Annotated in this window: 12 protein-coding genes; 6 read left to right on the forward strand and 6 right to left on the reverse strand. The window is 71.3% G+C overall.

Annotated elements, in window-relative coordinates:
• The first annotated feature begins 9 nt into the window (after positions 1 to 9).
• Positions 10 to 1,416, forward strand: coding sequence for a glutamate decarboxylase (locus ACGFT2_RS28975; RefSeq protein WP_393283644.1), 1,407 nt, complete (start codon positions 10 to 12; stop codon positions 1,414 to 1,416).
• Between the two features lie 33 nt (positions 1,417 to 1,449).
• Here the strand turns inward: ACGFT2_RS28975 and ACGFT2_RS28980 are convergent, their stop codons facing one another.
• The 4 genes from ACGFT2_RS28980 to ACGFT2_RS28995 form a co-directional block, all read right to left on the reverse strand.
• Positions 1,450 to 2,091 (reverse strand): PadR family transcriptional regulator, encoded by a 642-nt coding sequence (locus ACGFT2_RS28980; RefSeq protein ID WP_393283646.1) that lies wholly within the window; start codon positions 2,089 to 2,091, stop codon positions 1,450 to 1,452.
• Positions 2,092 to 2,115: 24 nt separating this feature from the next.
• The gene (locus ACGFT2_RS28985) at positions 2,116 to 2,655 is read right to left on the reverse strand and encodes a DinB family protein (RefSeq protein ID WP_393283649.1); all 540 of its coding nucleotides are present in this window, start codon (positions 2,653 to 2,655) and stop codon (positions 2,116 to 2,118) included.
• 311 nt (positions 2,656 to 2,966) lie between these two features.
• The gene (locus ACGFT2_RS28990) at positions 2,967 to 4,427 is read right to left on the reverse strand and encodes an aldehyde dehydrogenase family protein (protein ID WP_393283652.1); all 1,461 of its coding nucleotides are present in this window, start codon (positions 4,425 to 4,427) and stop codon (positions 2,967 to 2,969) included.
• Positions 4,428 to 4,496: 69 nt separating this feature from the next.
• On the reverse strand, positions 4,497 to 5,321 hold the full coding sequence (locus ACGFT2_RS28995; protein ID WP_393284026.1) for a helix-turn-helix domain-containing protein: 825 nt from the start codon (positions 5,319 to 5,321) through the stop codon (positions 4,497 to 4,499).
• Positions 5,322 to 5,686: 365 nt separating this feature from the next.
• Here ACGFT2_RS28995 and ACGFT2_RS29000 point away from each other — a divergent pair, with 365 nt between their 5' ends.
• The gene (locus ACGFT2_RS29000; RefSeq protein ID WP_393283655.1) at positions 5,687 to 6,163 is read left to right on the forward strand and encodes an ATP-binding protein; all 477 of its coding nucleotides are present in this window, start codon (positions 5,687 to 5,689) and stop codon (positions 6,161 to 6,163) included.
• 101 nt (positions 6,164 to 6,264) lie between these two features.
• On the opposite strand, the gene ACGFT2_RS29005 is transcribed toward ACGFT2_RS29000, so the two are convergent.
• Positions 6,265 to 6,483, reverse strand: a complete 219-nt coding sequence (locus tag ACGFT2_RS29005; RefSeq protein ID WP_048910258.1) for a DUF397 domain-containing protein — start codon at positions 6,481 to 6,483, stop codon at positions 6,265 to 6,267.
• Positions 6,484 to 7,160: 677 nt separating this feature from the next.
• Between ACGFT2_RS29005 and ACGFT2_RS29010 the strand changes: the two genes are divergently transcribed.
• Positions 7,161 to 7,643 carry a hypothetical protein gene (locus tag ACGFT2_RS29010; protein WP_393283658.1) on the forward strand — a complete coding sequence of 161 codons (483 nt, stop codon included), beginning with the start codon at positions 7,161 to 7,163 and terminating at the stop codon, positions 7,641 to 7,643.
• Between the two features lie 287 nt (positions 7,644 to 7,930).
• The gene (locus ACGFT2_RS29015; RefSeq protein WP_393283661.1) at positions 7,931 to 8,440 is read left to right on the forward strand and encodes a DUF4232 domain-containing protein; all 510 of its coding nucleotides are present in this window, start codon (positions 7,931 to 7,933) and stop codon (positions 8,438 to 8,440) included.
• A gap of 13 nt (positions 8,441 to 8,453) precedes the next feature.
• Here ACGFT2_RS29015 and ACGFT2_RS29020 read toward each other — a convergent pair whose 3' ends face one another.
• A complete protein-coding gene (locus ACGFT2_RS29020; RefSeq protein ID WP_393283663.1) occupies positions 8,454 to 9,563 on the reverse strand; it encodes a DUF2786 domain-containing protein in 1,110 nt (369 codons plus the stop codon).
• Positions 9,564 to 9,906: 343 nt separating this feature from the next.
• On the opposite strand from ACGFT2_RS29020, the gene ACGFT2_RS29025 reads away from it, so the two are divergent.
• Positions 9,907 to 10,686, forward strand: a complete 780-nt coding sequence (locus ACGFT2_RS29025) for a Clp protease N-terminal domain-containing protein (RefSeq protein ID WP_393283666.1) — start codon at positions 9,907 to 9,909, stop codon at positions 10,684 to 10,686.
• Positions 10,687 to 10,733: 47 nt separating this feature from the next.
• Positions 10,734 to 12,428, forward strand: a complete 1,695-nt coding sequence (locus tag ACGFT2_RS29030; RefSeq protein WP_393283669.1) for a bifunctional 3'-5' exonuclease/DNA polymerase — start codon at positions 10,734 to 10,736, stop codon at positions 12,426 to 12,428.
• Positions 12,429 to 12,490 lie beyond the last annotated feature (62 nt).

Raw genomic sequence — 12,490 nt, forward strand, 5'->3', positions numbered from 1 at the left:
GGCACGTCCATGGCCCTGCACAAAGGTTCCGCGAAGCACCAGGAACGGACGATGTCGGTCAACCCGTTCTTCGGTGAGGCCAACCCCGTCGGCGGGATGGCCGAAGCCCCGCCCACACACCGGCTGGCGGACGCACCCCTGCCCCCGTCGACGGCGTACCAGCTGGTGCACGACGAGCTGATGCTCGACGGCAACTCCCGGCTGAACCTGGCCACCTTCGTCACCACCTGGATGGAGCCGCAGGCCGGGGTGCTGATGGGGGAGTGCCGGGACAAGAACATGATCGACAAGGACGAGTACCCGCGCACGGCCGAGCTGGAGCGGCGCTGTGTGGCGATGCTCGCCGATCTGTGGAACGCGCCCGACCCGTCGGCCGCGGTGGGCTGTTCGACCACCGGGTCGAGCGAGGCGTGCATGCTGGCCGGCATGGCGCTCAAGCGGCGCTGGACGCAGCGGAACGCCGACCGGTACCCGAGTGCCCGGCCGAACCTGGTCATGGGGATCAACGTCCAGGTGTGCTGGGACAAGTTCTGCAACTTCTGGGAGGTGGAGGCCCGGCTGGTCCCCATGGAGGGCGACCGCTTCCATCTGGACCCGCAGGCCGCCGCCGAGCTGTGCGACGAGAACACCATCGGGGTCGTCGGCGTCCTCGGCTCCACCTTCGACGGGTCCTACGAGCCGATCGCGGACCTGTGCGCGGCCCTGGACGCCCTGCAGGAGCGCACCGGTCTCGACGTCCCGGTCCACGTGGACGGCGCGTCCGGCGCCATGGTGGCGCCCTTCCTGGACGAGGACCTGGTCTGGGACTTCCGCCTCCCGCGCGTGGCCTCGATCAACACCTCCGGGCACAAGTACGGGCTGGTCTACCCGGGTGTCGGCTGGGCCCTGTGGCGGGACAAGGAGGCGCTGCCCGAGGAGCTGGTCTTCCGGGTCAACTACCTGGGCGGGGACATGCCGACGTTCGCGCTCAACTTCTCCCGGCCCGGCGCCCAGGTGGTGGCGCAGTACTACACGTTCCTGAGGCTGGGCCGCGAGGGCTACCGGGCGGTTCAGCAGTCGACGCGGGACGTGGCGACCTCGCTCGCCGGGCGGATCGAGGCGCTCGGCGGGTTCCGGCTCCTCACGCGCGGGGACGAACTGCCGGTGTTCGCGCTCACCACGGCCGACGACGTGACGGCCTACGACGTCTTCGACATCTCCCGGCGACTGCGCGAGAACGGCTGGCTGGTGCCCGCCTACACCTTCCCGGCGAACCGGGAGGACCTGTCCGTGCTGCGCGTGGTGTGCCGCAACGGCTTCTCCCACGACCTGGCCGACCTGTTCGTGGACGACCTGGCCCGGCTGCTGCCGGAACTGCGCCGGCAACCGCACCCGCTGAACCCGGACAAGGGCGCGGCCACCAGCTTCCACCACTGACGGGCACGGCCCGGTCCCGTCGGCCGAACCCGGTCAGCGGTGGTCGTCCGGGTGCCGCTCCCCCGTGGCGTACGGGTTCTCCTGGCCCTCGGCGAGGACGCCGGAGAAGGGCTCGCCCTCGTCCACGAAGAGGTAGGCGCCGTTCTCGATGCGTTCGACCAGCCCGCGGGTCCACTCGGCCTCGGAGTCCGCCGTGTGGACCCACATGTTCATGATCTCGCCGATGTGGCCGAGCCCTTCGATGCCGTCCTCGGGCACGTAGTGCTCGGTGACCGAGGCCCGCCACGCCTCGATCCGCCGGCCCCGCTCCCTCAGCAGCGCCACCGTCTCGGCCCTCGGCAGGTCGACCATGAAGCCGATGGCCGCGGTCTTCATGTCGCCGCGCTGGTCATAGGTGACCAGCGCGGCACGGAGCAGGGAGAAGTACTCCCCGGCACCCTCGTCGGTGAGTTCGTACTCCGTACGCGGCGGGCCCCCGGCCGTGGACGGCGCGATCTCGTGCGCGTGCAGCAGTCCCTGCCTGGCCATCTGCTTCAGGGCGTGGTAGATCGAGCCCGGCTTCGCGTTGGACCACTCGTGCGCGCCCCAGTACTCGAGGTCGCCGCGCACCTGGTAACCGTGGGCCCGCCCGTGCCGGCGGACCGCGCCCAGCACGAGAAGACGGATCGCTGACATGCGGTCCAGGTTATTGCCGTGCGGCTATCCCGCCTGCTCCAGGGCCACCAGCTCGAACGCGGTCTTGCCGTCCAGGGACTCGCGGATGATGTCGGCGTGACCGGCGTGCCGGGCCGTCTCGCGGATCAGGTGCAGGCACACCCAGCGCACCGATACGCGGCTCTCCGGCGGGAACCAGGGGTCCGGCGGCAGCGGGAAGGTGTCGTCCAGACTCGGCGCCGAGCGGATGAACTTCTCCGTGTCGGCGGCCACCTGCTCCCAGTACGCCAGCTGCGAGGCGACCGTCTCGTCACCGACCAGCTGGAAGGTCTCGTGCCAGTTCGACTCGTCGCGCCGCACCGCCGGCGGTTTCCGCCCGGCCCGGGCGATCCAGCCCTGTTCCACCTCGGCGACATGCTTGAGCAGGCCGCCGAGAGACAGCGTGCTGGCGCTGGGGCGGGTGCGGGCCTGCTCCTCGGTCAGTCCGAGCAGAGCCCTGCGGATCCCGCCGCGCTGCTCCTCGATGAACGCGAGCAGCGCTCCACGCTCGTCGCCCTTCGCCTCCGCGGGCACGTGAGTGACCATGGCCTGCCGCCTTTCGGGGTCGGTTCACCGGGGCTCGTTTCCCCGGCACCGATGACGCTACGGTCCATTGCGGTCAGATCCTGTCCGCAATGGCCGGCGGGCTTCCGGTTTCCTGGAAAGCCCGCCGGCACGGCCCGGGTGGAGGGGCCGCCGGCGTGAGGCTGGGCGGGCGCTCGGAGAGCCCGCCCGGAAGGGGCCGTCTGGAGAGCCGGCTGGGCGAGGCCGCTCGGCGTGGTCGCGCCGCGAGGCTCGCCTGGCGAGGCCGCTCGGCGGGATCGCTCGGCGTGGTCGCGCCGCGAGGCTCGCCCGGGTCAGAACGGGAAGCCGCTGCGGCCGTGCTGCACCGAGATCCACTTGATCGTGGTGAAGGCCTCCAGCGTCGTCTCGCCGTTCAGCCGGCCGAGGCCGGAGTGCTTCTCGCCGCCGAAGGGCACGAGCGGCTCGTCGTGGACGGTGCCGTCGTTCACGTGGAACATGCCCGTGTCGATCCGCTTGGCGAAGGCGACACCCCGCTCGATGTCCCCCGTGTGCACGGCGCCGCTGAGGCCGTAGGGGGTGTCGTTGACGATCCGGACCGCCTCCTCCTCGCCGTCGAACGGGATGAGGAAGACCACCGGTCCGAAGACCTCCCGCTGGAGCAGCGCGGAACCGGCGGGGACGTCGGTGAGCACGGTGGGCTCGACCAGGTTGTCGGTCGTGGTGCCCCGTACGAGTGCCGTGGCACCCTCGGCGATCGCCTGCTCGACCGTGCCCGAGATGGCGTTCGCCTGGGTGGAGTTGATCACCGGGCCGATGACGGTCTGCGGATCGCGCGGGTCACCGACCTTGAGCGTCCTGACCTTGGCGACGAAGCGCTCGGTGAACTCGTCGGCCACCGAGCGGTCCACCAGGACCCGGTTGGCGGCCATGCAGACCTGGCCCTGGTGGACGAACCGGCTGAAGACCGCCGCGTCCACCGCGTAGTCGATGTCGGCGTCGTCCAGCACCACCAGCGCGCTGTTGCCGCCCAGTTCGAGGACCGACCGCTTGAAGTTCTTCGCGCACACGGTGGCGACGTGCCGGCCGATCTTGTCGGACCCGGTGAAGGAGATGACCTTCGGGACCGGATGCTCGATGAAGGCGTCGCCGATCTCGGCGATGTCGGTGACGACCACGTTGAGCAGGCCGCCGGGCAGCCCGGCCTCCTCGAAGATCTTGGCGAGCAGGGTGCCGCCGGCGATCGGGGTGTTCTGGTGCGGCTTCAGGACGACGCCGTTGCCGAGCGCGAGAGCCGGGGCGACGGACTTCAGCGACAGCAGGAAGGGGAAGTTGAAGGGGCTGATCACACCCACGACCCCGACCGGCACCCGGTAGACGCGGTTCTCCTTGCCGTCGGTGGGCGAGGGCAGGATCCTGCCCTCGGGGCGCAGCGCGAGATGGATCGACTCGCGCAGGAACTCCTTGGCCAGGTGCAGCTCGAAGCCGGCCTTCACGCGCGTGCCGCCCAGCTCCGCGATGATCAGGTCGGCTATCTCCTGCTCGCGGTCCTCTATCAGGCGCAGGGCCCGCTCGAAGACCGCACGCCGGGTATAGGGGTTGGTCTCGGCCCACTGCTTCTGGGCGCGCGCGGCGGCCCGGTAGGCCTGGTCCACCTCGTCGACCGTGGCCACCGTGATCGAGGCGAGCTTCTCGCCGTCGTAGGGATTGAAGTCGATCACGTCCCAGGAACCGCTGCCCGGGCGCCACTCGCCGTCGATGTACTGCTGGGCCAGGTCGATGAAGTAGGACGACATGTGATCCCTCAATCGCTAGCGGAGGCCAGATCTACGCCACGTCTGATCACATGTCATCGTACTTGCGTATCAAGAGAGTTGAAGAAGACCCCGGAGGAGATCGCGGCTCTCGCCGGGGCCGGGACTGTCCTGCTGGAGCTCCTTCAGGGCCTGCTCGTACTGGGCGACGTCCTCGCGCTTGTCCAGATACAGGGCGCTGGTCAGCTGCTCCAGGTAGACCACGTCGGACAGGTCGGTGTCGGGGAAGCTGAGGATGGTGAAGGCGCCGCTCTCACCGGAGTGCCCGCCGAAGCCGAACGGCATGATCTGCAGCCGCACGTTGGTCCGCTCGGAGACGTCGATCAGGTGCTGGAGCTGGCCGCGCATCACGTCGCGATCGCCGTAGGGACGGCGCAGAGCCGCCTCGTCCAGGACGATGTGGAACTCCGGTGCGTTGTCGGCGAGCAGGTGCCTCTGCCGCTCCAGGCGCAGGGCGACCCGCCGCTCCACGTCCGCGGTGCTCGCGCCCTTCATGCCGCGCCGGACCACCGCGCGGGCGTACTCCTCGGTCTGCAACAGGCCGTGCACGAACTGCACTTCGTAGACACGGATCAGCGAGGCGGCGCCTTCGAGGCCGACGTAGGTGGGGAACCAGCTGGGCAGGACGTCGGTGTAGCTGTGCCACCAGCCGGCCACGTTGGCCTCGCGGGCGAGGGAGAGCAGCGACTCGCGCTCGGCCCCGTCGGTGATGCCGTACAGCGTCAGCAGGTCTTCCACGTCTCTGGTCTTGAAGCTCACCCGGCCCAGCTCCATCCGGCTGATCTTCGACTCGGAGGCGCGGATCGAGTATCCCGCGGCCTCGCGCGTGATCCCGCGCGCTTCACGCAGTCGCCTGAGTTGCGAGCCGAGCAGCATCCGCCGCACCACCGATCCGGGCTCTCCCGCGCTCACGTTCGCCAGCCTCCCCAACCGTCTTCAGGTGCCGCAGTCTGCCACTAAAACACTTCGAGCAGTACTCGTCCGGTTACGGAAACGGAAAGAGGTCGGCCGTTTCTGGCTTCTCCCGACCGGGAAGAGGTCGGGACCACTGGCGGAACTCGCGGCGAAGATGGCAGAAAAAATGGCCAAGAAGCGGTACGGGCAGGGCTATTTCGGTCGCGTGCACGTGCATCTGCCCTTGCATCTGCTCTTCGCTTCCGAAACCATGGTGCCGCGCCACCGCTGCATCGCAACGACCGCGAATTCCGGGAGTGCCTCGCATGGGGACGAATGGATCGACCATGCTCAAGCCGTTACGGCAGGGCCTTCCGCCTCTGGACCCCACGGCCGCGTCCGATGCCGCCTCCTGCGCCCTGCCCGCCCGTTACGAGGCGGTGGGCGAGGCCCGGCGCTTCACGCGCGACACTCTCGACAAGTGGGACGCCGGCGACCGCTTCGACGACATATGTCTCGTCGTCTCCGAACTCGTCACCAACGCCCTGCGCCACGCACTGCCGGCCGACCAGGGCCGCTGCGGTGAGCCGAGCACGTCCGTGCGGCTGCATCTGATGCGCTGGACCGAGCGGCTGGTGTGCGCCGTGCGGGACCCGAGCCATGAGACGCCGGTACCGCGCGACTCGGACGACTTCTCCGCCGAGTCGGGCAGAGGCCTGTTCCTGGTCGACTCCTTCGCCGACGGCTGGGGCTGGCATCCGCTCGCGGGCACCCTGGACGGAAAGGTGGTCTGGGCGATGTTCCGACTCCGCCCGGCCGGCTGACGCGTCACGGCTCTCAGCGACGCGGAGTGTCTACGCGCGTCACCACCCGCACTCCGGCGGCCATGGACATCGTTGCCACGGCGCCCGTCCCGGCCCGGCGGTCAACTCGCTATGAGATGGTCGAACTCCCCGTCCTTGACCCCGAGAAGCATGGCCTCGATCTCCGCGCGTGTGTAGACGAGCGCGGGGCCGTCCGGGAAACGCGAGTTGCGTACGGCGACCTCGCCCCCCGGCAGCCGTGCGAACTCCACGCAGGATCCCTGCGAGTTGCTGTGCCTGCTCTTCTGCCAGGCCACTCCGTCCAGCTGCGTTGCAGCCATGCCGTTGTACACGTCGTACCCCCCGTAAACGCCGTCAGCGTCGCGGTCCACAGGTCGCTCCCCGCTGGTGCACTGGCTGAAGTGGCCATAGATGCTGTAGTCAACTGACCCGGATCATAACCCCGTTCACGTGCAGGTGCTTGAGCAGATGCACGTGCACAGGGGGTGTTACCGCGGTTACGGCTTTGACGTGCGCTTTACCCAAGCCGTTCCAGCGTCTGCCCAGGAGCGGGGAGGACATGTCCGCGCCGGCCCCCGTTCATGATCTTCCACGCCATCGTCTGAACCGGATCGTCCGGATCGAATCCGTCGCGCACAAGGAAGAGACGCGTACCGCGCCCTTCCTGTTCCAGGGTCCAGTGACGGTCCGGTCCGCCGCCCGGGATAGACGGTCCGGTCCGCCGCCCGGGATAACGGGTGCCGCCGCGGTGCGCGTGCCGTCGCCTCCCGAAAACACGGGTGCCGCCGCCGTGCGCATGCCGCCTCCTCCCGGAAACACGGGTGCCGCCGCCGTGCGCATGCCGCCTCCTCCCGGAAACACGGGTGCCGCCGCCGTGCTCGTGCCGTCGCCGGATCCTGCCCGGCGTTCGGAAGTCCACCCGATAACTAACTGCTGGTAGCTTGCTGCGGGCCGTCCGGCGGCGGGCGGCCGGCCGCTACAGCTAAGGGGCTTTCCGGTGACGTGTGCGACTGCGAGAGTGCGGAGTGCGGCTCTGGCCGCGGGACTGGCGGGCGCGCTGGCGCTGACGGCGTGCAGCGGTGGCGGTTCGAAGGACGCCCCCTCCTCGTCCAGCCCCAGCACGGCGCCGACCTCGGGCAGCGGCTCCCCGGCCGTCACCGGCGCCTCGAAACAGCTCCAGGGCAGCTGGATCACCACCGCAGGCGGCAAGGTGGTGGCCCTGGTGATCACCGGGAAGAAGGCCGGGGTCTTCGCGACGGGCGGGACCGTGTGCAGTGGGACCGCCGGCACGGAGGCCGGGATGCGGATGATCCACCTGACCTGCACCGACGGCAGCAAGGACCGGGCCACCGGAATGGTCGACTCGGTGGACGGCAAGGCCATGAAGGTGACCTGGTCGGGCAAGCTCGGGCAGGAGACGTACACCAGGGCGGAAGGCGGCAAGCTGCCTTCGGGGCTGCCGAGCAACCCCCAGCAGTGACGTAGCACCGCCGGTGCGAGGCGGCGGTCCCGGGCGTCACCCGGAGCGGCGCCCCTCGGTGTCACCCCGGGCGGTGGTTTTCGGCGTCATCCGATATGAGGGTTCTCGGCGTCGTGCGAAGTGGCTTCCTCCAGGGCGTCCGATGCGGCCGGCGGCGGTGCTGGGGGCACCCGGGCGCGGTGGTCCGGAAGTGCGGCCGGAGCGGTGAATCGGGAGGGGCGCGCGGCGGGGGCCGGTGCGCAGGCGCGATGATGCAGGGGCACCGTCACGACCTCGATGGGGACCTCATGCGCGCCTTTCCGCTCACCGTCACCGCCCTCGCCGCCGCCCTGCTGCTCACCGCCTGCGATGACGGCGGAGGGGGCAGCGGCGACAAGAACAGCTCGGCCTGCGAGATCGGCGGGGTGTCGCTGCAGATCGGTTCGGCAAGCGTGGCCCCGGCCGCCGGTGACACCGGAGAGGTGCCCGTCAGCATCACCAACCAGAGCACCCCCTGCACCCTGGACGGCTTCGCGAGCGCCGTGGTGAACGCCGACGGCGCCGAGCACAAGGTGGCCGTCCTCCAGGGCGCCAAGGCGCAGCAGCTGAAGCTCGCGAAGGGGGACTCGGCGTCCTTCACCATCACCTACGTGCGCGGCAAGGCGGCGGACAGGAACAGCCTGGCGGCGAAGACGGTGAAGGTCGGCCTGCCCGGCTCCGCCACCACCCGCACCTTCCCGTGGTCCTACGGCCCCATCGCCCTCAAGGGGGCCGCACCGGACGCCGGCGTCAGCGCCTTCCAGCAGGTCGGGGACTGAGGCGGACCGCGGCTCAGGGAAGCCGGTGCCGGCTCCTGACCTGAGCGCGGTCGGCCGCCGCCGTACCCTCCGTCCACCCCGCCGCGTCGGTCACGCCGCGCAGCCGGGTGGTGGTGGTCTCCGGGAAGAGCTGCTCCAGCCGGCCGGTGACGGCCACCGCGCGCGTGGCCAGCACCGGCAGCAGGTCCTGGGTGACCTGGGTCTCGGCCGCGGCCGCGAGCCGGTCGCCGACGCGGTGGGCGTAGGCGGCGAGGAACGACTGCCGGAACGTCTTGGTCCGCTTGCGCCCGCCGGCTCTCTGGGCCGCCTCCGCCTTGGCCATCGCGTGCGTGGCCTGCACCAGCAGCGAGGTGTAGAGCAGTTCGACGGCGTCCAGGTCCCCCTCGAAGCCGACGACCGTGGAGAAACCCAGCGGTTCGTTCCACACCGCGCGGCAGTGGTTCGCGGTGGCCACGGCGTCCAGCAGAACCGCCTTGGCCTGTTCGTACGGCGGCTCGACACCGATCCGGCAGGCCCCGGGGGTGTCCGGGGCGGGCGCCTCGGCGGCCAGCAGGGCCTCGTCCACGCTGTGCCGGGCCATCAGCTCCTGCGCCTTGGCGCTGAGCGCCTCCGCCTCCTCCGGGTAACCGGTCGCCTCGGCCTTGGCGAGCAGCGCGCGGATCCGGCCGAGCATGCGGGAGGCGGCCGGCCCGGCAGCGCGGCGCGGCTCGTCATGCAGCGGCTCCAGGGTGGGCAGGCGCAGCAGCAGGCGGTACAGCTCCAGGACGGCCGTGGCGTGCGAGAAGCGGTCGGCGTCGGTGACCGGCTCCGCCGGCAGTGCCTCCAGCTGGGCGGCCCAGCGGCGCCCGCGCGAGCGGTCCCGCCCGGCCTGCGCCCGGATCAGGGCCGCGGCCAGGCGTATGTGCGCCTCGTCCAGCTCGCGCCGCACCAGCCGCACGACGTCGGCGGGCTGCCAGCCGCGCCGCCAGGCCGCCGCCACGAACTCCTGGCCGCGCAGGGCGAGTTCGGCATCCGCGGTGGAGTCGGCGGCGAGCAGGGAGGCGCCCGTGTCGAGGCCCGTGTCGGTGTCGTCGTAGAGGGCGGCCCCGAAGGCCCGTTCGACGGTACTGGCAGTGCTGGTCACGCCGTCGATCGTGCCACGCCCGACCGACAACGGGCACTGACCGTCCACAGGCTGTGGACAACTTCTCCGGATAGTGGATACGGAAGCGGAAGCCCGCCCGGCCCTTCGCGCGGCCGCGCATCGAGCGGACGGCGGAAAACGCGGGAAAGCCGCAGAATCCCGAGGACGGGAGGAGCTGGGGGGCGAAGGACGGGAGGAGCCGGGGGCGCGCTGAGGGGCGGAGGACGGGAGGAGCTTGAGGGTGGAGGACGGGAGGACCGGCGGGGCTGGAGGACCGGGGACTGGCGAACCGGACTGTCAACCATCGGTTGACAGTCCTAGGGGTGCAACCTACGGTTGACACATGGCGACCAACGGGAACATCACGGCGTCCGTACGCCTCGACGACCTCATCGAGGCCATCAAGAAGGTCCACCCCGAACCCCTCGACCAGCTCCAGGACGCGGTGATCGCGGCCGACCACCTCGGAGACGTGGCCGACCATCTGATCGGTCACTTCGTGGACCAGGCCCGGCGCTCGGGCGCGTCCTGGACCGACATCGGCAAGAGCATGGGGGTGACCCGGCAGGCGGCGCAGAAGCGGTTCGTACCCAAGGAGTCCGCGGATCTCGACCTCAGCCAGGGCTTCAGCCGCTACACGGATCGCGCGCGGAACGTGGTCATCACCGCGCACAACGAGGCGGTGGCCGCCCGCACCCCGGAGGGCCGGCCCGAGCACCTGATCCTCGGGCTGCTGGCCGAGCCGGAGGGCCTGGCGGCGAAAGCGATCACCAGGCAGGGCACGGGCCTGGACGCCGTACGGCAGGCCGCGACCGCCGCCCTCCCGCCCGCCGCGGACGACGTCCCCGAGCTCATCCCCTACGGCCCCGAGGCCAAGAAGGTCCTGGAACTCACCTTCCGCGAGGCCCTGCGGCTCGGCCACAACTACATCGGCACCGAACACATCCTGCTGGCCCTCCTGGAGCACGAGAACGGCCACGGCGTCCTCAGCGGCCTCGGCGTCACCAAGTCCGATACCGAGGAGTACGTCGGCAAGGTGCTGGCGCTGCTCCTGGAGCAGCGGAAGGAGGTCGCACAGGCCGCCGAGTCGGCCATGGGTCCCACCGACCGCGCGGAGGACTGAGCCCCAGGTCAGGACCATTGTCAGAGCCGGCTGCCACACTCGCTGTCATGACCGACCGGTGGGCACTCGCGCCGGCCGAGGACGGTGGCGTGGACGTCGCCCCCCTCGGCCCGGACGGGCTGCCCGCCGGGCCGGTCCGGCGGGAGAGCGATCCCGCCCAGGCGGTGCGGAGCCGCCCGGAGGTGACGCGCTGGGTGTGGCGGTCGACCCCCGAGGTCTATCCGCGTCTGCTCGCCACGGGGGTGCGAGTGGAGCGGTGCTACGACATCGAGGACGCCGAGACACTCCTGCTGGGCCACGAGGGGCGGTACGGCGAGCCGCACTCGGCCGCCGCCGCCCTGGCCCGCCTCCGCGGCGGCCCCGTGCCGCCCGACCCACCGCAGCGAGCCGCCGAGCCGGGCGCGCAGTCACCGCTGTTCGAGCCGGCCGGCACCCGGGTGCCCCTCGAAGACCTCCTCGCGGTCTACGCCGACCAGCAGCAGCGCCACCGGCGGGCCGCCCACCCCGACCGGATGCGGCTGCTGACGGCCGCCGAGTCGGCCGGGATGCTGGTGGCCGCCGAGATGAACCGCTCGGGTCTGCCCTGGAGCGCGGACGTCCACCGCGAGTTGCTGCACGACCTGCTCGGCGAGCGGTACGCAGGCGGGGGCGAGCCGCGCCGCCTCGCCGAGCTGGCGGACGAGGTGTCCACCGCGTTCGGCCGCCGGGTGCGGCCGGACCTGCCCGCCGATGTGGTCAAGGCCTTCGCGCAGGCCGGGATCAAGGTGAAGTCCACCCGCCGCTGGGAGATCGGGTCCGTCGACCACCCGGCCGTCGAGCCGCTGCTGGAGTACAAGAAGCTGTACCGCATCTGGGTGGCACACGGCTGGGCCTGGCTGCACGACTGGGTGCGCGAGGGCCGCTTCCGCCCCGAGTTCCTCGCCGGGGGTACGGTCACCGGGCGCTGGGTGACCAATGGCGGGGGCGCCCTGCAGATTCCCAAGGTGATCCGGCGGGCCGTGGTGGCCGACCCCGGCTGGCGGCTGGTGGTGGCCGACGCCGACCAGATGGAGCCGCGGGTACTGGCCGCCATCTCCCGCGACCCCGGGCTGATGGAGGTGGCCGGCCGCGAGAGCGACCTGTACCAGTCCGTCTCCGACCGCGCCTTCTCCGGCGACCGGAACCAGGCCAAGCTCGCCGTGCTCGGCGCGGTCTACGGCCAGACCTCGGGCGACGGCCTGAAGAACCTCGCCGCGCTGCGCCGCCGCTTCCCCAGGGCGGTGGCCTACGTCGACGACGCGGCGCGCGCGGGGGAGGAGGGCCGGCTGGTCCGCACCTGGCTGGGCCGGACCTGCCCGCCGGCGGCCGGCTCGGGCGAGAGCGCGGAAGAGGCCGGGATCCCCGTCGGGGAGGACGACGCCGAGCCGCAGACCGACCGCCAGGGCTGGGTGCCGGGCTACGCGTCGTCCGACTCGCGTGCGCGTGGCCGCTTCGCGCGGAACTTCGTCGTGCAGGGCAGCGCCGCCGACTGGGCGCTGTTGCTGCTCGCCGCACTGCGCCGTGCCTGCGCGGGCCTCCAGGCCGAACTGGTGTTCTTCCAGCACGACGAGGTGATCGTGCACTGCCCCGCCGAGGAGGCCGGCACCGTCGTCCAGGCGATCCGCGAGTCCGCCGCCCTCGCCGGACGGCTGACCTTCGGCGAGACACCGGTGCGGTTCCCGTTCACGACGGCGGTGGTGGAGTGCTACGCCGACGCGAAGTAGGCGGCCGCCGGCCTGCTCGGCCGGCGGGCAACCACCGCGGCCCGCTCCACCACGGGCCGCTC

Source organism: Streptomyces sp. NPDC048514, from assembly GCF_043199955.1.
Classification (GTDB): domain Bacteria; phylum Actinomycetota; class Actinomycetes; order Streptomycetales; family Streptomycetaceae; genus Streptomyces.